Origin of the sequence: Pseudomonas triticifolii, from assembly GCF_014358015.1 — a bacterium.
Taxonomy (GTDB): domain Bacteria; phylum Pseudomonadota; class Gammaproteobacteria; order Pseudomonadales; family Pseudomonadaceae; genus Aquipseudomonas; species Aquipseudomonas triticifolii.
Genome location: NZ_JACONV010000001.1, coordinates 523,081 through 545,627 on the forward strand (window position 1 = coordinate 523,081; position 22,547 = coordinate 545,627).

General features: G+C 59.8%; 14 protein-coding genes. 4 read left to right on the top strand and 10 right to left on the bottom strand.

Translation table 11 applies throughout. The features are described 5' to 3' along the window. Nucleotides 1-172: 172 nt before the first annotated feature. From H8S56_RS02175 to H8S56_RS02215, 9 genes are all read right to left on the bottom strand, one after another. Nucleotides 173-1,645, bottom strand: a complete 1,473-nt coding sequence (locus H8S56_RS02175) for an efflux transporter outer membrane subunit (RefSeq protein WP_187517735.1) — start codon at nucleotides 1,643-1,645, stop codon at nucleotides 173-175. Further along, nucleotides 1,642-4,749, bottom strand: a complete 3,108-nt coding sequence (locus H8S56_RS02180; protein ID WP_024684866.1) for a multidrug efflux RND transporter permease subunit — start codon at nucleotides 4,747-4,749, stop codon at nucleotides 1,642-1,644. Before H8S56_RS02180 ends, H8S56_RS02175 begins: the two co-directional genes overlap by 4 nt. Beyond that, nucleotides 4,746-7,856, bottom strand: coding sequence for an MdtB/MuxB family multidrug efflux RND transporter permease subunit (locus H8S56_RS02185; protein ID WP_024684865.1), 3,111 nt, complete (start codon nucleotides 7,854-7,856; stop codon nucleotides 4,746-4,748). Before H8S56_RS02185 ends, H8S56_RS02180 begins: the two co-directional genes overlap by 4 nt. After that, nucleotides 7,853-9,169 (bottom strand): MdtA/MuxA family multidrug efflux RND transporter periplasmic adaptor subunit, encoded by a 1,317-nt coding sequence (locus H8S56_RS02190; RefSeq protein ID WP_187517736.1) that lies wholly within the window; start codon nucleotides 9,167-9,169, stop codon nucleotides 7,853-7,855. Before H8S56_RS02190 ends, H8S56_RS02185 begins: the two co-directional genes overlap by 4 nt. A gap of 152 nt (nucleotides 9,170-9,321) precedes the next feature. After that, nucleotides 9,322-9,822, bottom strand: a complete 501-nt coding sequence (gene tpx, locus H8S56_RS02195; RefSeq protein WP_024684863.1) for a thiol peroxidase — start codon at nucleotides 9,820-9,822, stop codon at nucleotides 9,322-9,324. 93 nt (nucleotides 9,823-9,915) lie between these two features. After that, entirely contained in the window at nucleotides 9,916-10,833 is a 918-nt protein-coding gene (locus H8S56_RS02200; RefSeq protein WP_187517737.1) for a LysR family transcriptional regulator, read from the bottom strand. Nucleotides 10,834-10,944: 111 nt separating this feature from the next. After that, nucleotides 10,945-14,625 carry a translocation/assembly module TamB domain-containing protein gene (locus H8S56_RS02205; RefSeq protein ID WP_187517738.1) on the bottom strand — a complete coding sequence of 1,227 codons (3,681 nt, stop codon included), beginning with the start codon at nucleotides 14,623-14,625 and terminating at the stop codon, nucleotides 10,945-10,947. Nucleotides 14,626-14,630: 5 nt separating this feature from the next. Then, the gene (locus H8S56_RS02210; protein ID WP_187517739.1) at nucleotides 14,631-16,358 is read right to left on the bottom strand and encodes an autotransporter assembly complex protein TamA; all 1,728 of its coding nucleotides are present in this window, start codon (nucleotides 16,356-16,358) and stop codon (nucleotides 14,631-14,633) included. Between the two features lie 58 nt (nucleotides 16,359-16,416). Continuing rightward, nucleotides 16,417-17,088, bottom strand: a complete 672-nt coding sequence (locus H8S56_RS02215) for a GNAT family N-acetyltransferase (protein ID WP_187517740.1) — start codon at nucleotides 17,086-17,088, stop codon at nucleotides 16,417-16,419. A 191-nt stretch (nucleotides 17,089-17,279) separates the two neighbouring features. Between H8S56_RS02215 and xthA the strand changes: the two genes are divergently transcribed. Both xthA and H8S56_RS02225 read left to right on the top strand, forming a co-directional pair. After that, entirely contained in the window at nucleotides 17,280-18,092 is an 813-nt protein-coding gene (gene xthA, locus H8S56_RS02220) for an exodeoxyribonuclease III (protein WP_024694692.1), read from the top strand. A 127-nt stretch (nucleotides 18,093-18,219) separates the two neighbouring features. Continuing rightward, on the top strand, nucleotides 18,220-19,566 hold the full coding sequence (locus H8S56_RS02225; protein WP_187517741.1) for a substrate-binding domain-containing protein: 1,347 nt from the start codon (nucleotides 18,220-18,222) through the stop codon (nucleotides 19,564-19,566). Between the two features lie 87 nt (nucleotides 19,567-19,653). On the opposite strand, the gene H8S56_RS02230 is transcribed toward H8S56_RS02225, so the two are convergent. Then, nucleotides 19,654-20,883, bottom strand: coding sequence for an acyl-CoA dehydrogenase (locus tag H8S56_RS02230; RefSeq protein ID WP_187517742.1), 1,230 nt, complete (start codon nucleotides 20,881-20,883; stop codon nucleotides 19,654-19,656). 171 nt (nucleotides 20,884-21,054) lie between these two features. Here H8S56_RS02230 and H8S56_RS02235 point away from each other — a divergent pair, with 171 nt between their 5' ends. Continuing rightward, the gene (locus H8S56_RS02235; protein ID WP_024694689.1) at nucleotides 21,055-21,990 is read left to right on the top strand and encodes a LysR family transcriptional regulator; all 936 of its coding nucleotides are present in this window, start codon (nucleotides 21,055-21,057) and stop codon (nucleotides 21,988-21,990) included. 160 nt (nucleotides 21,991-22,150) lie between these two features. Further along, nucleotides 22,151-22,543: a MerR family transcriptional regulator gene (locus H8S56_RS02240; protein ID WP_024684854.1), complete on the top strand. Its 393-nt coding sequence runs from the start codon at nucleotides 22,151-22,153 to the stop codon at nucleotides 22,541-22,543. The last annotated feature ends 4 nt before the right edge of the window (nucleotides 22,544-22,547 follow it).

Sequence of the window (22,547 nt, forward strand, 5' to 3'; positions counted from 1 at the left end):
GGACGCACCCGCGAAACCCAATGAACGCGTCCATGCCGATATGATGGGGCTAATTGTACCCAGTTGCTGCGAAATGTCGCGGTAACTGGTCGCAAATATGGCACTGAGCCATTATTTTATTAGGTGTGGGGTCAGTTGAAGGTGCGCCTTGCATCCCGCTCCGGCCTGAGGCTCAATCGCGGCGCGTCAGATCAAGCTCCGCGTCCCAGCCGCCGCCCAATGCAGCAATCAGTTGAACGCTGGCCACAAGACGACTTTGCAGCACGTTCAAAACGCTGCGTTCATTGCTCAGCGCAGTCGTCTGCACGTTGACCACATCCAGATAACCGATAAGACCGGCCTTGTACTGATTACTGGTCAGACGCAGCGACTCACGCGCCGAAGCGAGCGCTTCCTGACGCACCGAAGCCTCCTCTTCGTACACCTTGAGCTGAATCAGGTAATTCTCCACCTCACGAAAACCGTCGAGCACGGTCTGGCGGTATTGTGCGACCGTCTGGTCGTAGACCGCCTCGGTACGCTCCACCTCCGCCGAACGTCGGCCACCGTCGAACAGGGTCAACGCAAGTTGCGGCCCTACCGACCAGAATCGATTCGGCAGGCTGATCCAGTTGGAGAACGTACTGCTGCTATAGCCACCGCTGAGGCTGAGGGTCAGGTCAGGGTAATAAGCCGCCTTGGCAATCCCGATATTGGCGTTTGCAGCCATGACCGAGCGCTCGGCAGCGGCAATGTCCGGGCGTCGCTCAAGCAGTTGCGATGGCAGGCCCGGCGGAATGGCAGGCAGACCCGGTATGGAGGTCGTGGCCTGCAGATTGAAATCGGCCGGCGCCATGCCCATCAGCACGGCGATGGCGTTCTCGAATTGCGCACGCTGCCAGACCAGATCGATCAGGTCAGCCTGGGTGCCTTTGAGCTGGGTCTGCGCCTGAGCCACGGCATCACGCCCGGAAATACCGGCGCGATACTGGTTCTGGGTCAGGGTCAGCGAGCGCTGATAGGCGTCAACCGTGGCTTCCAGCAAGCGCTTCTGCTCGTCGATCACCCGCAGCTGGAGGTAGTTCTGCACCAGCTCCGATTGCAGGCTCAACTGCATGGCGGCCAGATCGGCCAGACTGGCCTGGGCGCTGGCGCTGTCAGCCTCAAGACCACGTCGTAGCTTGCCCCAGACATCGGCCTCCCAACTGACACCCAACTGGGCGTTGTACGTCTCGCGGATACCTGAATTGAGGTTGCTGCTGCCCGACGTGCTGCTGCCGGTTCCCTGGCTGGAACGGGTTTTCCCTGTCGTCAGGTCGAGCGTCGGGAAAAATGCGGCACGCGAACTGCGCACCAGCGCCTGCGCCTGTCGGTACTGAGCCTCGTACTGGGCCACGGTCTGGTTGGAGCTGTTGAGGCGCTCCACCAGCGCGTTGAGCGTGGTGTCGCCATACACTTCCCACCATGCACCCCTGGCGTGAGCATCGTCCCTGGGCGTCGCCTGGCGCCAGCCCTGCACAGCCTTGAACTGCGCAGGGGCCGCCATTTCCGGTCGCTGGTAATCCGGGCCGACCGCGCAGGCGCTCAGCACCAACGCACATAGCCCCATGCCAAGCGGGCGAAGCAGCCATCTGTGATTGAGTTTGCAGGCCAGACTATCGGTCATAACGGAGTTTCCAGAGCAGCATCGGTACGAACGCCCCGCCACCGGCTGAAACGGTGACGCAAACGGTCGAGATAAAGGTAAACCACAGGGGTGGTGTAAAGCGTCAGCACCTGACTGAAAATCAGGCCGCCGATGATGGTAAGGCCCAGCGGCTTGCGCATTTCAGCCCCCTCGGCAGTGCTCAGCAACAGGGGCAAAGCCCCCAGAATGGCCGCCATGGTCGTCATCAGAATCGGCCGTAAGCGCTGCAGACAGGCACTGCGGATGGACTCCTGGGGGCTCATGCCCTGCTCACGTTCCAGATGCAAGGCAAGGTCGATCATCATGATTGCGTTCTTTTTCACCACGCCGATCAACAGGAAGAGCCCCAGCAGCGAGATCAGGCTGAACTCGCTGCGCAACACATAAATGGTCAACAAGGCGCCTACGCCTGCAGATGGGAGAGTCGACAGGATCGTCAGCGGATGGATGTAACTTTCATAGAGAATACCCAGCACCAGGTACACCGCCAGCAACGCGCCGAGAATCATCCAGGGCTGGCTTTTCTGAGTGGCGGCAAACGCATCGGCGGTACCCGCCATCTTGGAAATGATGTCGGCAGGCAGGCCAATGCCTGCAATGGCGCGCTCGATGGCCACGGTGGCCTGATCCAGGCTCACACCTTCAGCGAGGTCAAATGAAATGTTTTCAGACGCAAACTGGCCATCGTGTGAAACCCGGTCGTTCTCCAGGCTGCGCTCGTAATGCGCGATGCTTGATAATGGAACCCGCTGTCCATCGGCGGTGATCACCTGAACCTGCTCGAGCGTGACGGGATCCTGGGCGTACTTGGGATTAACCTCCATCACCACCTGATACTGGTTCAGGCTGTCATAAATAGTGGAGACCTGACGCTGGCTGTAGGCATTGTTGAGCACGGCCGTGACCATGTTCATGTCGATACCCAATCGTTTGGCAGTGTCGCGATTGACGATCAGCGTGACCTGTTGCGCACCGCGTCCTTCTCGTGCGTCGATGGCCGTCAGCTGCGGCAACGACTTGAGCGCGGCGACGATTTTCGGATACCACTCGCGCAGGCTGTTCAGGTCGGCGCTCTGCACGACATATTGATACTGCGAGCTGGTCTGCTCGCGGCCGCCCCCTAGTTGCAGGTCCTGGTCCGGTGCAAGGAACAGACGCCCGCCCGGCACGTGCGGCAGGTTCTTGCGCAGCCGTTCGACCACCTTTTCCGCCGACAGCTTGCGCTCGGCAATGGGCTTGAGGCGCACGATCATGAACGCGTTGTTGGTGCCGCCGCTGCCGCCGATGAAACCGGCGACACTCTGTACCGCCGGGTCCGCCAACACTGCCCGGCGGAAAATCTCCATCTTGGGCTGCATCACCTTGAACGACAGGCCATCGTCACCGCGCACGAAGCCCATCAACTGACCGGTGTCCTGCTGTGGCAGAAAAGTCTTGGGCACCACGACGTACAGCGCGACGTTGACCACGATGGTGATCAACAGACTCAACAGGGTCAGGCGGGGATGCCGAAGCACCCAACCCAGAGAGCGGTCGTAAGCTGCAACCATACGGTCGTTGACCCGCTCACTCCAGCGCTGAAAAGCGTTCTCCTGCTCCACTTCGCGAGGTTTCAGCCAACGCGCGCAGAGCATAGGCGTCAGGGTCAGGGACACGATCAGCGAAACGACGATGGCCACCGACAGGGTGATCGAAAACTCCCGGAACAGACTTTCCACCAGTCCGCCCATGAACAGAATCGAAACGAACACTGCCACCAGCGAGACGTTCATCGACAGCAGCGTGAAGCCGACTTCCTTGGCTCCCAGAAAAGCTGCCTTCATGGGATCCAGGCCGTTGTGGATGTGCCTGGAGATGTTCTCAAGCACCACAATGGCGTCGTCCACCACCAGGCCCGTGGCGAGGATCAGGGCCATCAGCGACAGGTTGTTCAGGGAAAACCCGCACAGGTACATGATCGCGAAGGTGCCCACCAGCGAAACCGGTACCGCAAGCGTCGGGATCAGCGACGCCCGGAAACTGCCCAGAAACAGGAACACCACCAGCACCACCAGCACCACAGCGATCAACAGCGTCATTTCCGCTTCATGCAGCGTTGCGGTGATAACCGGAGAACGGTCCATGGCGATGTCAAGTTTCACGCTGGCCGGCAGCACGGCCTGCAAGGCCGGCAACTGGGCCTTTATCTGAGCAACCGTTTCAATGATGTTGGCACCGGCCTGACGGTTGATCACCAACAGCACCGCCTGATCATCGTTGAAGAATCCGCTGTTGTAGCGGTTCTCGACTGCATCGCTGACCTTGGCTACATCCTTGAGGCGCAGCGTTGCACCATCCTGGTAACGAATGATCAGCGGCGCATAGTCCTTGGCTTTCTCCAACTGGTCGTTGGCCTGCACCTGCCAATTGTTCTGACCGTCTTCGACCGAGCCTTTCGGGCGTCGCACGTTGCTGCCGGTGATCGCGTTACGCACATCGTCCAGGGATACCCCGTATTGCGAGAGCATCTGTGGCTCCAGCTCGATGCGCACAGCAGGCAGCGAACTGCCGCCGATCTGCACCTCGCCTACCCCGGTCACCTGCGACAGGCTCTGCGACAGGATGGTCGAGGCCAGGTCGTACATCTGGCCTTTTTCCAGTACGGTCGACGTCAGGGACAGCACCATGATCGGTGCCTGTGAAGGGTTGACCTTCTTGTAAGTCGGCATGCTGCGCATGCCGCTGGGCAGCAGGTTGCGCGATGCGTTGATGGCCGCCTGAACCTCGCGGGCAGCGCCGTTGATATCGCGATCCAGATCGAACTGCAGAATCACCCGCGTCGAGCCCTGGCTCGAGTTGCTGGTCATGGTGTTGACGCCGGCAATCGTCCCCAGCGAACGTTCCAGAGGCGTGGCAACGCTCGACGCCATGATTTCCGGGCTGGCGCCTGGCAGGCTGGCAGAGACCACAATGACCGGGAAATCCATGTTGGGCAGCGGCGCAACGGGCAACAACCGAAAACTGACCGCGCCCAGCAGCATGATTGCCAGGCTCAGCAGGACGGTGGCGACCGGTCGACGGATGAACGGCGCTGAAAGGTTCATGCGTCAGCCTGTTCCAGTCGGGTTGGCGCGGCGGGTTTACGACGCCAGCGACGCCCCAGCCGGTCGAAATACAGATAGATCACCGGTGTGGTGAACAGGGTCAGCACCTGACTCAGCAACAGTCCGCCGACCATCACCAGACCCAGAGGCTGACGCAGCTCAGCGCCAGAGCCGGTGGCGAGCATCAACGGGATGGCGCCGAACAAGGCGGCAAGCGTCGTCATGAGAATCGGACGGAAGCGTAACAACGCGGCTTCATAGATGGCCGTCTCTGGATCGACGCCTCGATTGCGCTCGGCGTCCAGGGCGAAGTCGATCATCATGATGGCGTTCTTCTTGACGATACCGATCAGCAGAATGATGCCAATGATGGCGATCATGCCCAGATCGTTGCCGCTGATCAGCAGCGCCAGCAAGGCCCCGACCGCCGCCGAAGGCAAGGTCGACAGAATGGTGATCGGGTGAATGTAGCTCTCGTACAGCACACCCAGCACGATGTACATGGTCACCACTGCCGCCAGAACCAGCAGCAGCGTGCTGGACAGCGAGGCCTGGAATGCCTCTGCGGCACCCTGGAACTGGGTCTGCACGCCAATCGGCATGCCGATGTCTTTCTGCACCTGCTCGATAACCTCGACTGCCTCGCCCAAGGCAACGTTCGGCGCGAGGTTGAAAGACATCATCACCGCAGGAAACTGACCGATATGGGCAATCGCCAATTGCGCCTGACGCTGCTCGACACGTGCCAGGCTCGACAGTTTGACCTGAGCGCCGTCAGTGGTTTTCACGTGAATCTGTTCCAGTGCCTGAGGCCCCAACTCACTGCTGGACGCCGCCTGCAGGACCACGCGGTACTGGCTGGCCTGGGTATAGATGGTGGATATCTGCCGTTGACCGAATGCGTCGTACAACGCATCAGTGATGTTCGCCACAGTGACGCCGACCCGGCTGGCCGCATCGCGGTCGATCAGCAGGTACACCTGCAGACCCTTGTCCTGCAGATCGCTGGCAACGTCGGTGAGCTCAGGCCGTTTGGCCAGTGCGTCCACCAGCTTCGCGCTCCAGTCGCTGAGCAGCTCGGCATCAGGTGACGACATGCTGAACTGGTATTGAGTGCGACTCACCCTGTCCTCGATGGTGAGGTCCTGCACCGGCTGCATGAACAGACGAATATCCGAGCGCTTGTCGACTTCCGGCTGGATCCGCTGAATGATCTGCGCCGCCGTCAGGTCTCGCTCGCTGTGAGGTTTGAGGTTGATCAGCAGTCGTCCGCTATTGAGCGTGGCGTTATCGCCATCTACGCCGATGTACGAAGACAGGCTCGCGACATCAGGGTCTCTGAGGATGATGTCTGCCAGCGCCTGCTGACGCTCACTCATGGCCTTGAACGAGACCGACTGGGGCGCTTCGGAAATACCCTGAATAACACCGGTGTCCTGCACCGGAAAGAACCCTTTTGGCACCGCGATATACAACACAACGGTGAGGCCCAGTGTGGCGATGGCGACCAGCAGCGTCAGCGGCTGATGCTTGAGCACCCAGCGCAGGCCCCGGCTGTAGACCTCGATAAGCCAGTCGATCCAGGCACCGCTGGCGCGGTAGAAACGGCCCTGTTCTTCTTCTTTGGGTTCGCGCTTGAGCAGACGTGCGCACATCATCGGCGTCAGGGTCAGCGATACCACCAGGGAGATCAGGATCGCGACGGCAAGCGTAATCGCGAATTCGCGAAACAGGCGTCCGACGACATCGGCCATGAACAGCAGCGGAATCAGTACGGCGATCAGCGAAAGGGTCAGGGAAATCAGGGTAAAGCCAATCTGCTTCGCCCCTTTCAAGGCGGCCTGCATCGGCGTCTCGCCTTCCTCGATGTGACGGGAGATGTTCTCCAGCATCACGATGGCATCGTCCACCACAAAGCCGGTCGCGATGGTCAGCGCCATCAGGGTCAGGTTATTGATCGAAAACCCGGCAAGGTACATGACGCCGAAGGTGCCGACCAGCGACAACGGCACGGCAATCGACGGGATGATGGTGGCGCTCAAACGACGCAGGAACAGGAACGTGACCAGCACCACCAGCACGATCGCAATCAGCAATTCGTGCTGAACGTCGGTGACGGAGGCACGGATAGTCTGGGTACGGTCGGTCAGCACCGTCACATCCAGACCGGCGGGCAGGTTGTCGGTGATCGCCGGCAGCATGGCCTTGATCCGGTCAACCACGTCGATGACGTTGGCGCCCGGCTGGCGCTGAATATTGAGCAGCACTGCCTGGCTGCGATTGGCCCAGGCGGCCAGGCGCTCGTTTTCCGCGCCATCCACGATGGTTGCCACATCCTTCAGACGCAGTGGCGCGCCGTCCTTGTAGGCCAGAATGAGGTTGGCGTATTCCTCTGGCGACTTGAGCTGGTCGTTCGCATCCAGCATCGACACCCGCGTCGGACCGTCGAAGTTGCCTTTGGGCTGATTGACGTTGGAGGCGCTGATCAGCGTACGCACATCGGCAAGATTAAGGCTATTGGCAGCCAGCGCCTCGGGATTGACCTTGATCCGCACCGCCTGACGCTGACCACCGGCAATGCTGACCAGCCCGACGCCACTGATCTGCGAGATCTTCTGCGCCATGCGTGTGTCGACCAGATCATTGAGTTTGGGCAACAGCATCGTTTTCGAGGTGATCGCCAGGGTCAGCACCGGGGTGTCGGCCGGGTTGACCTTGTTGTAGACCGGCGGTGCGGGCAAGTCGTTAGGCAACAGGTTGGTGGCACCATTGATCGCCGCCTGCACTTCCTGCTCGGCCACGTCCATATTGATTTCAAGGCTAAACCGCAGAGTGATCACCGAAGCACCGCCCGAGCTGGTCGACGCCATCTGGGTCAGCCCAGGCATCTGCCCGAATTGACGCTCGAGAGGTGCGGTCACGGCACTGGTCATCACTTGCGGGCTGGCACCGGGGTACAGCGTCATGACGCGAATGGTCGGGTAATCCACCTGCGGCAGCGCCGAGACAGGCAACAGGCCGTAGGCGATCAGGCCAGCCAGCACGATCGCCAGCATGCTCAGCGTGGTGGCGACCGGGCGCAGGATGAACAGGCGAGACATGTTCATACGCTTGGTTTATCCGCCTTCAGAACCGACGCCGATTTGTCCGTCTTCGGGTCCGGCTTGCCCTGCAGCTTTTGCGCAGGACCTGCAGGAACATCCTTGCTGTCGTTGACCACTTCCACTTCTGCACCATCGCGCAGGCGATCAGTGCCTTCAAGCACGACGCGCTCTCCGGCGGCCAGGCCTTCGGTGATGACGGTGTAAGTTTCGTTGCTGGGGCCGGTCTTGAGCAGGCTGATCTTGACCTTCTTTTCACCGTCCAGCACGTAAACGAACGTACCGTTGGTGCCGAACTGGACGGCAGCCGTTGGCACAAGAATGGCCTGTGTCAGGGTGTCTGCGCGCAGACGGACATTGACGAACTGGTTGGGGAACAGTACCTCGTCACGGTTATCGAAACGCGCCTTGAATTTCAAGGTGCCCGTGGCGACGTCGATCTGGTTGTCCAGGCTGGCGAGCACGCCAGTCGCCTGCATCTTCACATCACCGCGATCCCAGGCCTCGACGGGCAGCTTGTCGCCGGTACGATAGCGCGCGATTACGTTGGAAAGGTCTTTTTCAGGCAGGGTGAAATTGACAGAAGTCGGCTGGGTCTGGGTAATGACCGCCAGCGCGGTGGTGTCGTTGGCCGCCACCAGGTTGCCGACATCCAGCTGCTTGAGGCCCACGCGGCCAGCAATCGGCGCGCGAATGCGCGTGAAATCCAGGTTCAGCTTCGCCTCGGCCACCGCAGCCTGATTGGTCTTGATGGTGCCCTGATACTGATTGACCAGCGACTCGGCGGTGTCCAGTGTCTGTTTGGCGATGCTGTCTTCGGCGTACAGGCCGCGATAGCGCTGAACGTCAAGCTGTGCGTTCTTGAGCAGGGCCTGATTGGTGGCCAACGTGCCCTCGGCCTGCAGCAGCGCAACCTGGTAGCTGCGCGGGTCGATTTCCGCCAGCAGATCACCGGCCTTGACCATCTGGCCTTCCTGGAAATTCAGCTTGACCAGCTCTCCCGCCACGCGACTGCGCACATTAATGGTGTTCATGGCAGTGACAGTGCCCAGCGCCTTGTAATAAATCGGGAACTCGCCCTGAGTGACCGGCGCAACGCGCACTGGAACAGCTGCAGCCGAGCCGCCGAAGCCAGGCCTGACCACACCGCTCGATTTACTGGTGTGCGCGCCTTTGCCGGCGGCGTCAGTACCTGACGTCGAGGTCGAGCCGGGCCAGAACCACCAGCACAGGCCGACAATGACCAACAGGACCAGCAAGCTGATCAACCAGCGACGGGATTTACGAGGACCAGACGATTGCATGAATAAATCAACCATTACAGGTGGGAGCTACTTTGGAAGGCTGAACAATAAGCACAGATGAGCTGCAAGCAAAGCGCCTTTACCAAGCGCTTACTTTCGTTAAACGGTTGAAGCACAAATAAAAAAACGGCCTGAACGGATTCAGGCCGTCGATGTGTTGCAGAACGTTACTTCAATACAGCCAATGCGGCTTCGTAGTTCGGTTCTTCAGCGATTTCGGAGACCAGTTCGCTGTGCAGCACATTGTCATTTTCATCCAGCACCACGACTGCGCGGGCAGTCAGGCCTTTGAGCGGACCGTCGGCGATGGCAACGCCGTAGTGCTCGCTGAAATCCGCACTGCGGAAAGAAGACAGGTTCTTGACGTTTTCCAGACCTTCGGAACCACAGAAACGGGCCTGTGCGAATGGCAGGTCGGCGGAGATGCACAGTACGACCGTGTTGCTCAGGTCATTGGCCTGGGCGTTGAACTTGCGCACCGAAGTGGCGCAAGTCGGCGTGTCGACGCTTGGGAAGATGTTCAGCACTTTGCGCTTGCCGGCGAACTCTTTCAGAGTCACTTCAGCCAGACCGGCACCGACCAGCGTGAAAGCAGGTGCAGCGCTGCCGCTTTTTGGCAGTTCGCCGTTGACTTGAACGGGGCCGCCTTTGAGAGTCACTTGAGCCATGAAGCGAGGTCCTTTTTTCAGTGGATTTGCATAAGAACAAGAAGTTAAACACGAAAGTGCATCACGACCTATATCGGATGATTCCGAATTCACTCAGGAAACCAGCCTGTCCCTGACTTCCGGACGCGCGCATAACTCGACCAGCCAGTCGACGAATACTCTCACCCGACGGGAAAGCTGTCGATGCGGCGGGTACAGCGCCATCAATGGCAACGCAGGGGGACGATACTCGCGCAACACCTCAACCAGCGTGCCGCTGCGCAGCTGCGCGGCGACGTGATAACGCGGGGCCTGTATCAGGCCGAATCCTGCTTCGCATGCCGCGACATACCCTTCGGCATTATTGACTGCGATGGACCGGGGCAGGCGCGGCGCCTGCAACTGCCCGCGCACCATGAACTCCAGCCCGTAGCGCTTTTGAGTTCCGGCAGAGAAATACTCGATCACTCGATGCTGCGCCAACTGGTCGAGATCAAGAGGCGAGCCATGCTCATCCAGGTACGCTCTGCTGGCGCAGGTTATCTGCGTGAGCTGCTCCAGCGGTCTGGCCACCAGCGCTTCATCATGGGAATTTCCAGCACGCAGCACGCAATCCACACCTTCGCGTATCAGGTCGACCTGCCGGTCACTCATGCCGACCTCCAGCTCGATCTGAGGATAACGCCGGGCGAAATCAGGAAGCGCCGGCATGACAATCATGCACCCAAGACTCATGGGAAGGTCGATCCGTAACAGCCCCTTTGGACCGGTACCGAGTGACGAAAATGCCGACTCCGCATCTTCCAGATCAGCCAGCAGACTCAGGCATCGTTGGTAGTACGCCGTGCCATCGGGCGTAGTGCTGACCTGGCGGGTGGTGCGCTGCAACAACTGGACGCCCAGATGGGCCTCCAGTTGCTTGATCAGAATGGTGACCGACGCACGAGGCATTTGCAGGCTCTCGGCGGCCCTGGCAAAGCCGCCCAGCTCGACAATGCGGGTGAAGACGCGCATGGCGTTGAATCGATCCATGATGTACAGGAATCCGTTTTCAGTATGTGCCAATCAAGGCGACTGTTTTAGCGGGTTCTTGCATGCCCTGTCGAGCACAACATGTGTCTATGTGCCTTCATTCCCTTCAGGTCAAAAGTCGCGCTTGTAGAAAATATCCAGCGAACTGGCGATGCCGCTGGCCGCTTCCAGGTAAACCCGCTTGCTGAGAAGGTAGCGCAACGCAATGGTGTTGGCGGGCTCGAACACCCCCACCCCATAGCGCAGACTGAGTTTGTCAGTGATCTTGCCGCTGGCGACCACATTGGTTTTGTCGCCAGTCCCGGACGTGTCCAGTTCGAAATCCCTGATGCCCAGATTATCGGCCAGCTTGCCTGTCGTCGACGCACTGCCTGCGACGCCAAGTGCCAGGGCAGCCTGGGCAACCATGTTGTTATCCTCGCCCGAGTTGCCCAGCGGACGGCCCATCACCAGGTAGGACAGCGCCTGCTCCTGACTCATGGCAGGCTCGGAGAAAACCTCGGTGGTTGGCTGCTCGGCACTGCCGGTCAGACGGATACCGGCGATCACATCATCGGTCTGGCGGATGGCTTCGATGTCGAGGTAGGGTTGATCGACGGGTCCTGCGAACAGTAGCCTGGCCTTGCGGATGGTCAGGCGCTGCCCGTAGGCGCGATAACGACCATTGTTGAGATTCAGCTCACCTCGGGTGTCCAGATTGTCGCCAATATGAACGCGCCCGACCAGATCGGCGGTCAACCCAAAACCGCTGAAACTGAGCTTGTCCTGCCCCACCTCGACATCGACGTCCATGGCAATGGCAAGCGGTGGGGCACCCTCCTCGGTCTGCTGACCAACGATCACCGTGTCGCCCGAGAGTTTGACGGTCGAAGGCGGCAGCTCACGGATGGTGATGGTACCTTTGGGGATCAGTACCTTGCCGGAGACCGCCAGCCGTTCATTCTTCATCGAAATCTTCAGGTCCGGTGCTGCCTCGACCTGCGCATAGGGTTCCACATGGATCGGCAGCCGAGAACCTTTCAGGCTCAAATCAACCACCAGAGCCTGCCCCCAGGCCACTTGCCCGGACAGCGCGCCCTGACCGGCGGTGCCACTTTTCCAGCCACCGTTCACCTGCACGTTTTCCCCGGCGATCAGCGCCTGAACGTTCAGGTCGCGCAGTTCCATCGGCAGTTCTGTGCCTGATACCTCGCCGCCCTGAAGGGTAACGCTGCCATTGACCAGCGGCGCGAGCAGCCCCCCTGACAGACGGCCGCTGCCGTTGAGACGGCCACTGATCTTGTCGACCATCGGCGCAAACGGGCGAGCCACCGAGAGGTCCAGCCCTGAAAGACTGAATTCGCCAGACAGTGCCTTGTTACTGGACAGCGGATCAATCTGGGCGGTGAGCAACAAACGGCCGAGCTTCGCGCCATCGAAATCCAGTCGGGAATCGATCTTTCGGGGTGTCAGGGTGCTGGTCAATTTGAGCGTCTGGTACGGGAAGTCCAGCCATTGTTCCTTGTCCCGGACGCGTAGCGTTCCGCCGCCGGCATCGACGCTGATCTGGCCATTGGGGCCAGCAGCAGGCACGTCGAGCTGGACATCGGCATTGAGCGAGCCTTTCCACGCAAAGTCCCTGGGCATCCATTGCGCGAGACTGTCGAGCGGGAAGTTGCGAAGGCGATAACGAATCCGCGGGTCGGGCATCAAGCGCTGGTCCTCGCCGCACAGGCTGGCGCTCCCCGACAACCAGCAGTGCGCACCAAAATTGATTTTGCCGTCGGCCAGTCGCTCGAGCTTCGCCGGTTGTTGCAGACGCCAGTCCTGCCCGCCGCTCTTCACGTTGCCACTGGCAAGACGGCCACGCCAGTTGCCGTTATCCAGCGTGCCATCCAGTGCCAACGCCAGCTTGAGCAATGGCCCTTGCAGATCCAGCTTCAGTTGCTGCGCCTTCAGCGTACCCTGACCATCCACAGTCAACGCGCCGAGCGCCGTGTCGCCTGCCTGAATGCCAGAGCCCTTCAGGCTCACAGTCGCGCGCTGGGCAGGGTCCAGCTTCGCATTGGCTGTCAGGCTTTGCAGCCGGTTGTCCTGAAACGCCAGTTGGCTGCCTTGCAGCGCAAACTGACCTTGCGGTGCCTGCAGCGTACCAGCCAGATCCAGGCGACCCTTGGCCTGTCCTTGCAGCCGTGGCCAGAGTTGACCAAGTCGAGGCAGGTTCAAATCCAGTTGCCCCTGCAAGCGCTGGTTGAGGCTGCCGCTGCCTTGAATGCGGTTATCACCGAGACGAATGTTCAAACTGGCCAGGTTCCACTGTTGCGCCCGACCGTCGGCCTTGGCCTGCACCAGCGCAGGCTGGCCGCGCAAGCGACCTTTCAGATCCAGATCAGCCGTCAGCTCCAGTTGCTCATTCTTGAACTGCCCCTTGCTGCGCAGCGGACCGCCCAGTGTGCCCGGCAGCGCAGCGACCCAGAATGAAGGGTCAAGCGAACTCAAGTCCAACGCCGTATCCCAACCGATACCATCGGCAAATTGCAGGTTCAGGTGACCACTGGCCTTGCCCTGCCCTGCAACCAGCTCCAGTTGCGGCAGATAGATTTGCTGCAGATCGCCACTGAACGGGCTGCCCAGGGTAAACGCTCCGGCAGGCCCATCCATGCTGGCATTGAAATGACCCAGATACTTGCCGTCGGTGTAGGACACTTCGCCCTTGAACGCATGGAGCGCGACCTGAGGCTCGGCGTCCAGGGGATATAGCCGCTGCCAAGGGAAGTCCAGCCAGTCGACCGTCGCGTCGGCGCTGAAGCCGGATTCCCAATTCAGCGTGCCATTGACAACCAGCCGCTGCTGCTCGCTGGCCGCCAGGTTCAGCGCAGCGATCGTTGCGCCTTTGGCGTCTGCACGGCCCTGCAAGGCCAGGGTCATGGGGCCTTTTTCAGCTGGCAGACTGGCCTTCCCGTCAATCAGATAACCGCTATCCAGATTGCCTTCCGCCGTCAACACCAATTGATCGAGCTGTAACGTCTCGGGCAGTCCGGCACTGGGTTTGAAGCTATCCGAGACCAGCTTCAAGCGTGCTGGCAGATGTTCATCAAGTGCTTGCAACTCGCCACTCAGAACACCTGTCAGGTAGCCGGTGCTGTTCGCGTTCAGTTGCAGCGTCTTGAGCAACTCACCCTTAATGTCCAAGGCCAGTGACCAGGGTTTGCCGTCCTGCGGCGGCAACTGCAGCTGTCCCTCAACATTCAGAGGCCAGTCACCTTCAGGGCTGAGCAGGCCGCTGAGGTCCAGCACCAGCTCGTCACGCTGCACATGAGCACTGTCGATTTGCAGGCCTTGAGCCGTCCAGTGCGCGGCAAGCCTGAGGTCGCGCAATTGCTCGACCCCGTCAAGCTGCAGGCTGCCGAGCTGGACTTGCTTCAACTGAATCGCCAGCGGCAGCTTGAGCGTGGGCAGCGTGATCGGGCCCTCGGGGCCGGGCTCAGCGCCAGGCGCAAAATGCATCATCACGTTTTCAGCACTCAACCGATCAACACACAAGGTCATCTTCAACAGGCAGGCAGGAGCCCAGTCAAATGCCAGCGACTGGACCTCGACACGGTCCTGCGCTTGCTGCCACACCAGCCGATCGGCACTGAACTGACCGCCAAGTCGCCCCTGAAAATTTTCCAGCTGCAACCCGGGAACACGGGCCAGTGCCCACTGACTGCCGCCCTGAGTGCCGAGTATCAGCCACACGACCGTCATCAGCAGCAACAACACCGCAAACAGGCTCAGTCCGGCGATCTTCGCGCCGCGCTTGATGATCATGCTCTTCAAAGCTCAGGCCCCATGGAAAAGTGCAGGCGGATACCGCCGTCATCATCCAGAGGATGCGCAAGGTCCAGACGCAACGGCCCTACCGGCGACACCCAGCGCACGCCAAAACCGACACCGGTCTTCAGGCTGGGCATGTCCAGACTGTTGAACGAGTTACCTTGGTCGACAAAGGTCGCCAGCCGCCATTTTTCAGCGATGGAGTACTGATACTCGACGCTGCCGGCCACCATGTAACGCCCGCCGACGCGGTCGCCATCGGAGTTGGTGGGTGACAGCGTCTGATAATCGTAACCGCGTACGCTCTGATCACCGCCCGCGAAGAAGCGCAGCGAAGGCGGTATCGAGGTGTAACCATCGGTGAAGTTGCCGCCAAACTGGACTCGACCGAGAAAGCGGTGGTTTTGCGCCACGGTAGTCAGACCTTTGAGCAGCACGTTGCCACGAATCAGGTTGGCATCGGACATCAGCCCTTCCTTGGCCGCTTGCGCGTCGAACTGCAAGCGATAGCCATTGTGCGGATCAATACGGTCGTCACTGCGCAGGTACGAGTAGCTGATGCCTGGCATTAACAGGGTACTCAAACCGGAGTCGTCTCCGAGTCGATACTCTTCACGCTGCCATTTCAGCGAGATGACGCGCTCCCAGCCGCTCGGCAATTTGCTGTGCCATTCAGGCCCCAGGGTCAGCAGTTTGCTGAGACTGTCGGTGCCTGCGATTTCTTCATATTGATAGCCGCCAGCAAACCGCAACTTGTCGGTTAACGGCGGATCCAGTGGCACGTCGTACCACAGACCTATGTTTTGCCTAGGCGCGGAAATTTCCGATTCGAATCCGTAACTGTGGCCCTGAGGGTTGGCCCAGTGTCGCGTCCAGTTGGCTTTGCCACGCGGCCCTACATCGGTCGAATACCCCAGGCCCAGCCCCATGGTGCGCGGCTTGCGGGTTTCGAGCTGTACGGTGACCGGAATGACCTGCCCCACGGCAGCGGTCGGTGCTGCATCCACCCGAACACCTTCGAAATAGCCGCTGGACTGCATGGCCTGATTGAGCTCGGCGATCAATTGCGAGTCGTAGGGCGTGTCTTCCTTGAAAGGCACCATGCGTTTGAGCAGATCTTCATCGAAAGGAGCGTCACCACTGAACGCCACCTTGCCCAGTGAGTAACGCGGGCCGCTGTCGAACACCAACTCGATGTCTGCGACACCCGCACGCGGGTCAATGGCAAGACGCTGCTGGGTGAAATGCCCGCTAAAGAAGCCATAACGCGATGCCTGATTCTGAATCAGGCGCTTGGCGTCCTCGTATTTGCCGTGATTGAGAACTGCACCAGCCTTCAGCGCATCACTTTTGGGCACCTTGAAGGCCTTGAGCGACGCGGCCGGGCCGTCGATCCGCACCACGACGTTGCGCAGGCGAATCGGCTCCCCCGGTTGAATCTTCATGATCAAACGCGGGGTTTCGCCGTCCTGTATTTCGCTGTCTATCTGCGCCTGATAGTAGCCGAGCGCCTGAGCGGCCTTTTCGGCCTGCTGCTCGGCACCCAGGCTGAAATTGCGCAATGCCTGAGCATCGCGGTCACCCAGTTCGCCGATATACCCTTCGATATTGGCCTTGAGGTCCGCGTTTGCGGGCGTAATCCGGACGTCAAGGCGTGCCTCGGCAAGCGCCGCGGCACTCAGGGACATCAGAAGCGCGCTGCCGCTGAGTATTCTGAAAAGCTTCATGGGGGTGAATGCTAACACGAGCCGCAGGCCTCGCTGAAAACACGAAAACAGCTGGCTATCAAACCGTTACGTCGTGGAGCGACAGTGAAACCCGAGGGCTGGGATGGAAGAACACGTGTTCCCGGACAGGTCCTACCGCAATTTCGCCAATTTCCTCATAACCCTGTCGCCTGTAGAACTCAAGGTAGCGGGGATTTCCAGTATCGAGCACGATGCCCTGAGAGTTTTCGTCCTCGGCGCACCAATCGTGTAGCGCCTGCAACAGCTGCTCACTGAGTTCCTGTCCGACCTTCTGCCCTTGAAATTCGGGGTCCAGTCCGATCAGCGGCAGTACATGAACCGTCTCGGAAGGCAGGCACGCCAGTACGGCGTTGTAATACGCCAGATAACGCTGCGTACAGCTCAGGCCCGTGCCCACCACCATACGTAGACGCCACGCCCAGCTTTCGGTAATGCCCAGACGGCGCTGCGGCGGCGCGATCAGGGCAACGCCCACCAGCCGGTCCTCCATGAACAGGCCCAAGCCCGGCTGATTCTGCAAGAAATGCTGCTTGACCAGTTGGCGCATGGTCTCGCGGATACGATTCTCGAAGCCCGCGCGTTGCGCATTGAACACATAGGCGAACGTAGGATCGTTGCGATAGGCCCGGAACAGCAAGGCACGGGTTTCACGGGCATAACCACTGTCGAGCTGGCGAACTTCGCCCCGGATGGCAGCAGGTTGGGACATAAAGGGACCTCACATTAACGGGACTGCTTTGGCGCAGCACTTTTGGCAAGCATCGTTTCGAGTGATGGCACCATGTGACAGTTCAAACAAATTGTCCGACAGGCCCGATAGTTTGCTTAGGACGGCATGCTGGCCCTGAGCTGACAGGTCAGCTAGCATCGTGGTTTGTTTTTCCTCAGGACTGCCGCTTTATGAAAATCGTCTCGTTCAACATCAATGGGCTGCGCGCCCGACCTCATCAGTTGGCAGCGCTGATCGAGAAACACCAGCCTGACGTGATCGGCCTCCAGGAAACCAAAGTGTCGGATGAGCAATTCCCTCAGGCTGAGATAGAGGCCTTGGGTTATCACGTCCATTTTCATGGCCAGAAGGGTCATTACGGCGTAGCGCTGCTGTCGCGCAACGCGCCACTGGACTTGCACAAGGGCTTCGAAAGCGACGATGACGAATCCCAGAAACGCTTCATCTGGGGCACGTACGCCGATGCCGACGGCCAGCCCGTCACCATCATGAATGGCTATTTCCCGCAGGGTGAAAGCCGCGACCATCCGACCAAGTTTCCGGCCAAGCAGCGCTTCTACAACGATCTGCAGACGCTGCTGGAAACCCGCTTCAGCAATGATCAGTCGCTGATCGTGATGGGCGACGTGAACATCTCGCCGCAGGACTGCGACATTGGCATTGGTCCCGATAACGCCAAGCGCTGGCTCAAGACCGGCAAATGCAGCTTTCTGCCCGAAGAGCGCGAGTGGATGGAGCGCTTGAAGAACTGGGGGCTGGTGGACAGCTTCCGACACCTCTACCCGGAGGTCAGCGATCGATTCAGCTGGTTCGACTACCGCAGTCGCGGCTTTGAAGACGAACCCAAGCGTGGCTTGAGAATCGACCTGATCATGACCTCAAGCGGATTGCAGCCGCGCATCAAGGCGGCGGGCGTGGACTACGATCTGCGCGGCATGGAAAAGCCTTCGGACCACGCGCCGATCTGGCTGGAACTGCACTGACAGCGAGCCTCGCCTCCTTGCCCGCCAGTGCGGGCAGGTAACGCGTCATCCGCCATGAAAACTGTCACCTTGCGGTAACTTCCCTGTCTTATTCTCTCGGCACTCCCGTTCATTCAAGGTGCCGCCGATGTTGCGCGCTCTGCTTGCGGCGCTGATTCTGTCGAGTGCCACCCTGCCCTGCATTGCAGCCTCCACGCTGACCTTGCCGACCGACAACTCCCCGGTGCTGCGTATTCAGGGCTCCAACACGATCAATGCCCAACTGGGGCCTGCCCTGGTCGAAGGGCTGATGCATCAGCAAGGCTTGCAAGCGGTACAGACCCTGCCCGGCGACGCGCCTAACGAACAGCGAGTGGTTGGCACGCTGCCTGACCGCTCCAAGTCTGTCCGGGTGGAGGTCGCTGCCCATGGGTCGGGCACCGGTTTTGACGCGTTGAAAGCTGGGGCGGCAGACATGGCCTCTTCCTCGCGCCCAATCAAGGCCCAGGAAGCAACGGACCTTGCCCGGCTGGGCGATCTCAAAAGTGCAGCAGGTGAACAGGTCATTGCCATTGATGGTGTTGCGGTGATTCTCCATCCGGGCAATCCTCTACGCCAACTGGATACGCGGCAACTGGCGCAGATTTTCTCGGGCGAGGTCCAGGACTGGAGTGAAGTGGGTGGCACGGCAGGCCCCATCCATTTATATGCACGAGACGACAAGTCAGGGACCTGGGAAACGTTCAAGGAACTGGTGCTGGTCAAACAGGGCAGGAGCCTGTCCAGAGGCGCACAGCGATTCGAGTCCAGCGAGCAGCTCTCCGATGAAGTCAGCAAGGACCGCAATGGCATCGGTTTTATTGGCCTGCCTTATATAAGACGCGCCAGAGCCATCGCGATAGCCGACGGCGATTCAAAACCCATGCTGCCGACGGTCAACCTGATCGCCACCGAAGACTACCCTTTGTCACGACGCCTGTTCCTCTACGTGCCGCCCCTGGCTCAGCAGCAGTGGGCTCAGGCCTTGGTGCAATTTGCACAGAGCGCCGAAGGTCAGGCGATTGTGGCGCAGAACGGTTTCGTCGCCCAGACGGTGCAGGCCGTAAAGGTGACGACGACCAGCCAGATGCCGCTCGACTATCAGGCACTCACACGCAAGGCCGAGCGCCTGTCGGTCAATTTTCGCTTCGCCCAAGGCAGTGCCCGGCTGGACAACAAGGCACAGCTGGATCTTGAGCGCGTGGTGGAGTACTTGAAGGCTAACGACAAGCTTGAGCAGCACGTCACCCTGGTCGGTTTCGGCGACGCCAAGAGCGACCCGGAGCGCGCCGTTCTGCTATCAAGGCTGCGCGCCATGGCGGTGCGCCGGGAACTGCAGAAGAGCGGCGTCACTTTTCGGGAAATCCTGGGGCTTGGCGATGAAATGCCGGTGGCGACCAATGATCTGGACGACGGCCGGATCAAAAATCGCCGGGTTGAGGTGTGGGTGGAATAGGCTGTACGCGCGCCACCTCGACCCGCAGAGAATGCCGCGTCGAAGACGCGGCGGGAACGCCCACAACCCACTTGCCGAGCGGAAAACTCAGGAGCGGCTGCGCAACATCTCTGCAGGCACATATTTGCCCAGTTCAAACTTGCCAATGGCGGCCCGATGCACCTCGTCCGGCCCGTCGGCCAAGCGTAGGGTGCGCTGCATGGCATACATGTACGCCAGCGGGAAGTCGTTGGAAACGCCCGCCCCACCATGCATTTGAATGGCCCTGTCGATGACCTTCAGCGCCACGTTTGGCGCAACCACCTTGATCTGCGCAATTTCGCTTTTCGCCACTTTGTTGCCCACGGTGTCCATCATGTACGCCGCATTGAGCGTCAGCAGGCGGGCCATGTCAATTTCCATACGTGAATCAGCGATCTTGTCGATATTGCCGCCCAATCTCGCCAAAGGCTTGCCGAACGCGATGCGATCAACGGAGCGTTTGCACATCAATTCCAGCGCCCGCTCTGCCATGCCAATCGAACGCATGCAGTGATGGATACGCCCTGGCCCAAGGCGACCCTGAGCGATCTCGAAACCCCGTCCTTCGCCCAGCAAGACGTTTTCATAAGGCACCCGCACGTTTTCGAACAGCACCTCGGCATGCCCGTGTGGCGCATCGTCATAGCCGAACACCGGCAAGGGTCGAACGATCTTCACGCCCGGCGTATCAACGGGCACCAGAATCATGGAGTGTTGCTGATGGCGCGGACCGTCGGGGTTGCTCAGCCCCATGAAAATCAAAATCCTGCAGCGCGGATCGCAGGCACCTGAGGTCCACCACTTGCGGCCATTGATGACCCATTCATCACGTTGGCGTTCAGCACGCGCCGCCATGTTGGTGGCATCGGAGGAAGCAACCTCCGGCTCGGTCATGGCAAAGGCCGAGCGAATCTCGCCGCGTAACAGCGGCTCCAGCCAGCGGGTTTTCTGCTCTTCAGTGGCGTAGCGAACCAGGACTTCCATGTTGCCGGTATCCGGCGCCGAACAGTTGAACGGCTCAGGCCCCAGCAGTGAGCGGCCCATGATTTCCGCCAGCGGCGCGTACTCCAGATTGGTCAGCCCGGCCCCCAGTTCCGACTCGGGCAGGAACAGGTTCCACAATCCCTCGGCCTTCGCCTTCGCCTTGAGCTGTTCCATGATTGCCGTTGGTTGCCAGCGGTCGCCCTCTGCAACCTGCTGCTCGAAAACGGGCTCGGCGGGATATACGTAAGCATCCATGAACGCGGTCACACGCTCTCGCAATGCCTGCACCTTCGAAGAATACGCAAAATCCATGAGCAGCTACCTTTTCGTTCAGGGCGTCGATGTGATGAGGAGATGCTAGAGAACGCCGCGGTATTTATCTAATCTATTCTCAGCGTGTATAAACATTCATAACCGATATATGATCCAGCCACGTCGCGGCACAAGCGACGATCCACAAAAACAGGACGAGGCGCCCCATCAATGAACCTGAGCAAGGTTGATCTCAATCTTTTCATTGTCTTCGACGCCATTTACACCGAAGCCAATCTGACACGAGCCGGGCAGATCGTCGGCATCACTCAGCCTGCGGTGTCGAACGCACTGGCGCGTTTGCGCGAGACCTTCAACGACGCGCTGTTCGTGCGCACGGCCCAAGGCATGGTCCCTACGCCTATGGCGCAGAACATCATCGGTCCGGTGCGCAATGCGCTGTCGCTGCTGAGGGTGTCGGTCCAGGAAAGCCGGATATTCAATCCGCAACAGGCCAACAAGAACTACCGCATCAGCATGACGGACCTCACCGAGGCGGTGATCCTGCCACTGCTGTTCCAGCGTCTGCGTCGCCTCGCGCCGGGGGTCACCATCGAAAGCTTCCTGTCCAAGCGTCGCGAGACGACCAAAGAACTGGCCGCCGGACGTCTGGATTTCGCCGTTGACGCGCCGCTCAATACCGACCCGCAGGTGCGTCACGTCAAGTTGATGGAAGATCGATACGTGTGTGCCATGCGCAAGGGCCATCCCATGGCCGGCAAGCCGGCATTCGGGCTGGACGATTATCTGGCGCAGGCGCATATCCATATCTCCAGCCGCCGCAGCGGTTTGGGTCACGTGGACCTGGCGCTGGGCAAGATGGGCATCCAGCGCAAGATCGCGTTGCGCTCCCAGCACTACCTGATGGCCACTCAGGTTCTGCAACAGACAGACATGGTCATGACCGTGCCTGAGCGCTTCGCCCGCCGTAATGATCTGCACTTTGTGTACCTGCCGGTGAATGACGTGCCGTCAGTGGAAACCCACCTCTACTGGCACGAAAGCACCGATCAGGATCCGGCCAATCGCTGGATGCGCGAGCAGATCATCGAGCTATGCCAACGCGTGACGGCGCATGAACAGAGCCTCGAAAAAGCTTCAGCTTGATTAGCTAACTATTTGTTATTTAACAAATATTGCTTATAACTTAAGGCTATTTCTAGTTTATCAACGGCCGTTTTTACTCCGCCACTTCGAAGCATGCCCGCTTGACGTAAACGTCAAGCAGGCCGTAGGTTACCCCCTACACTCTCCCTTGAGTCACGTCATGAGCAGCCAGACCTACAGCATTTCAGAACTCGCTCGCGAGCTGGATATCACCACACGCGCCATTCGGTTCTACGAAGAACAAGGCATGCTCTGCCCCGAACGACGCGGAATGGAACGCATCTATTCGGCGCGGGACAAGGTCACGCTCAAGCTGATTCTGCGCGGCAAACGCATCGGTTTCTCGCTGGCCGAATGCAAAGAGCTGATCTCGCTCTACGACCCGAGCGGTGATAATCAGAAACAGCTGCACACCATGCTGGGCAAGATTGCCGAGCGTCGTGATCAGTTGGAGCAGCAGCTTCTGGACATCCAGCAAATGCAGCTGGAGCTCGACACAGCCGAGGAACGTTGTCGCGCGGCGCTGGACCGAACGGCGGCCCCTTCTCTATGACTTC

What these genes read in the sequence shown, in the direction of transcription:
- H8S56_RS02175 (WP_187517735.1), bottom strand. Translation starts at nt 1,645, where the DNA reads ATGACCGATAGTCTGGCCTGCAAACTCAATCACAGATGGCTGCTTCGC.
- H8S56_RS02180 (WP_024684866.1), bottom strand. Translation starts at nt 4,749, where the DNA reads ATGAACCTTTCAGCGCCGTTCATCCGTCGACCGGTCGCCACCGTCCTG.
- H8S56_RS02185 (WP_024684865.1), bottom strand. Translation starts at nt 7,856, where the DNA reads ATGAACATGTCTCGCCTGTTCATCCTGCGCCCGGTCGCCACCACGCTG.
- H8S56_RS02190 (WP_187517736.1), bottom strand. Translation starts at nt 9,169, where the DNA reads ATGGTTGATTTATTCATGCAATCGTCTGGTCCTCGTAAATCCCGTCGC.
- tpx (WP_024684863.1), bottom strand. Translation starts at nt 9,822, where the DNA reads ATGGCTCAAGTGACTCTCAAAGGCGGCCCCGTTCAAGTCAACGGCGAA.
- H8S56_RS02200 (WP_187517737.1), bottom strand. Translation starts at nt 10,833, where the DNA reads ATGGATCGATTCAACGCCATGCGCGTCTTCACCCGCATTGTCGAGCTG.
- H8S56_RS02205 (WP_187517738.1), bottom strand. Translation starts at nt 14,625, where the DNA reads ATGATCATCAAGCGCGGCGCGAAGATCGCCGGACTGAGCCTGTTTGCG.
- H8S56_RS02210 (WP_187517739.1), bottom strand. Translation starts at nt 16,358, where the DNA reads ATGAAGCTTTTCAGAATACTCAGCGGCAGCGCGCTTCTGATGTCCCTG.
- H8S56_RS02215 (WP_187517740.1), bottom strand. Translation starts at nt 17,088, where the DNA reads ATGTCCCAACCTGCTGCCATCCGGGGCGAAGTTCGCCAGCTCGACAGT.
- xthA (WP_024694692.1), top strand. Translation starts at nt 17,280, where the DNA reads ATGAAAATCGTCTCGTTCAACATCAATGGGCTGCGCGCCCGACCTCAT.
- H8S56_RS02225 (WP_187517741.1), top strand. Translation starts at nt 18,220, where the DNA reads ATGTTGCGCGCTCTGCTTGCGGCGCTGATTCTGTCGAGTGCCACCCTG.
- H8S56_RS02230 (WP_187517742.1), bottom strand. Translation starts at nt 20,883, where the DNA reads ATGGATTTTGCGTATTCTTCGAAGGTGCAGGCATTGCGAGAGCGTGTG.
- H8S56_RS02235 (WP_024694689.1), top strand. Translation starts at nt 21,055, where the DNA reads ATGAACCTGAGCAAGGTTGATCTCAATCTTTTCATTGTCTTCGACGCC.
- H8S56_RS02240 (WP_024684854.1), top strand. Translation starts at nt 22,151, where the DNA reads ATGAGCAGCCAGACCTACAGCATTTCAGAACTCGCTCGCGAGCTGGAT.